Annotated in this window: 2 protein-coding genes; both read left to right on the forward strand. The window is 62.6% G+C overall.

Translation table 11 applies throughout. From position 1 onward, the window contains the following. The first annotated feature begins 508 nt into the window (after nucleotides 1–508). Nucleotides 509–958, forward strand: coding sequence for a host attachment protein (locus tag EN935_RS31230; protein WP_127264142.1), 450 nt, complete (start codon nucleotides 509–511; stop codon nucleotides 956–958). A 224-nt stretch (nucleotides 959–1,182) separates the two neighbouring features. After that, nucleotides 1,183–2,428, forward strand: a 1,246-nt coding sequence (locus tag EN935_RS31235) for a cation:proton antiporter (protein ID WP_127373979.1), incomplete at its 3' end; no start/stop codon positions are given.

Below are 2,428 nucleotides of genomic sequence, written 5' to 3' on the forward strand. Positions count from 1 at the left end.
CTCTTCGCCGCCGCCGACGATGGCCACGGTCTGCCCCTCGACCCGCATGAAGACGGGGAAGGCATTGAGCTTGGGAGTAGTGTGCGACATGGGCGCGAGCGGAATCCTGAACAGGCTTGCAGTTCTACGCGCGAGCGCGAGAAACCAGAAGGAACGCACTCGCGCATCGCCTGTCGGGATGCAATCGCTTTTCTGAAAGCATCCCGGCCAACAGAAAAATATTCCTCGTTGGCGGATGGAGCGGATTCAAGCTGCTGTCGCAGGCCTTGATTTACAGCTCTTTTAGCGCTCGGCGAGAAATGCCGCAAAACAGTTTTTTCTAAATTCTACCAATTTAGTAGATTAAAGCCGCAGGCATTGGACAACCGAATTGCCAACACCCGCGAGGGTCTGGTTGGAACATTACCGGCTCGGGGCGCGTTCCCCAAAAAGCCCATCGCGTCAGATCGAAACCCGGCCGCGGCATGTCACAAGATGCCCGAGCGACTCAAAAAAGGAGCCTATCACCATGAGCACAATCAATCTGAAGCACGGCATCTGGGTCATGGTGGCCGATGGCGAGAAGGCGCTTTTCCTCAGGAACGCCGGCGACAACAAATATCCGAATCTCGAGGTGGTGCAGGAAATGCAGCAGGACAACCCGCCCACCCGCGAGCAAGGCAGTGACAGCCCGGGCCGATACAATGATGGTCCCTCCGTACACCGCAGCGCGGTCGAAGATACGGACTGGCACCGCATCGGCAAGGAGCGTTTCGCCGATGAGATCGCCGCCCGGCTCTACAAGCTCGCACATAGCGGCGAGTTCAACGAGATCGTGCTTGTCGCACCGCCGATGCTGCTTGGGACAATGCGCAAGAAGCTGCACAAGGAAGTCGGGGACAAAGTGATCGCCGAGATTCCCAAGACATTGACCAACCACGCCGTATTCGAGATCGAGGCCCTGCTGCAGGCAGCCTGATTGGTGTCGATCGAACGCGCCGGATCGAAACCGAATATCATCGCGCGACTTCAAATTCGACCGGCGGCTTCTCCGCCGGCCGACCAAGTTTTTGCGGCCGCACCGTCGATTTCATGGCTTTGCGGGTTGCATCGCCGACACCCCATCCACCATATTGCAACCAGGCGGCGGCTCCGGGCGGCGCCCATCCAACATCGCTGGTTTCGAAAGGCGCTCCATAGACAATGCCGCATGACACGCCCCTTATCGCCACCATCGTCGCCGGTCTGGGGCTGGCTTTCGTCTTCGGCGCTCTCGCCAACCGCTTCCGTATCCCGCCGCTGGTCGGTTATCTCGTAGCCGGCGTGCTGGTCGGGCCGAACACGCCCGGCTTCGTCGCCGATGCCGGCCTTGCCAACGAACTGGCCGAAATCGGCGTCATCCTGCTGATGTTCGGCGTCGGCCTGCACTTCTCGTTGAAGGATCTGCTGTCGGTGCGCGCCATCGCCGTGCCCGGCGCCATCGTCCAGATCGGCTTTGCCACCGCGCTCGGCGCCGGGCTGTCGTGGATGCTCGGCTGGTCGATGGGCGCGGGGCTGGTTTTCGGCCTGGCGCTGTCGGTCGCCTCGACCGTGGTGCTGCTGCGCGCGCTGCAGGAGCGGCGGATGATCGAGACCGAGCGCGGCCGCATCGCCGTCGGCTGGCTGATCGTCGAGGACCTGGCCATGGTGCTGGCGCTGGTGCTGCTGCCGGCGCTGGCCGGTGTGCTCGGCGGCCAGGAGCAGGCGGACGCCCATGCAAGCAGCCTGCTGTCGCTGCCGGCCAGCTACGGCATCTGGGGCGTCGTCGGCATCACGCTGGCCAAGGTCGCCGCTTTCGTCGTCGTCATGCTGGTGGTCGGCCGCCGGGTCATTCCCTGGATCCTGCACTATGTCGCCCACACCGGCTCGCGCGAATTGTTCCGGCTGGCGGTGCTCGCCATAGCGCTCGGCGTCGCCTTTGGCGCAGCCAAACTGTTCGGTGTCTCGCTGGCGCTGGGTGCCTTCTTCGCCGGCATGATCATGAGTGAGTCCGAACTCAGCCACCGCGCGGCGGAAGAATCGTTGCCGCTGCGCGATGCCTTTTCCGTGCTGTTCTTCGTCTCGGTCGGCATGCTGTTCGACCCGTTCAGCCTGATCAGTAATGGCTGGCCTATCCTGGCGACGCTGGCCATCATCGTCATCGGCAAATCGTTGGCGGCGTTCGTCATCGTAGTTGCCTTCGGCTATCCCCTGGCCACCGCACTGATGATCTCGGCAAGTCTTGCCCAGATCGGCGAATTCTCCTTCATCCTGGCCGAGCTCGGCGTCGGGCTGAAACTGTTGCCCGAACAAGGTCGCGACCTCATTCTGGCCGGCGCCATCCTGTCGATCGTGCTGAACCCGCTGATGTTCCTGGCCATCGACTGGATGAAGCCATGGCTGGAGCGGCGCGCCGCCAGGACGGCACCGC

The organism is Mesorhizobium sp. M7D.F.Ca.US.004.03.1.1 (genome assembly GCF_003998635.1).
Classification (GTDB): Bacteria; Pseudomonadota; Alphaproteobacteria; order Rhizobiales; family Rhizobiaceae; genus Mesorhizobium; species Mesorhizobium loti.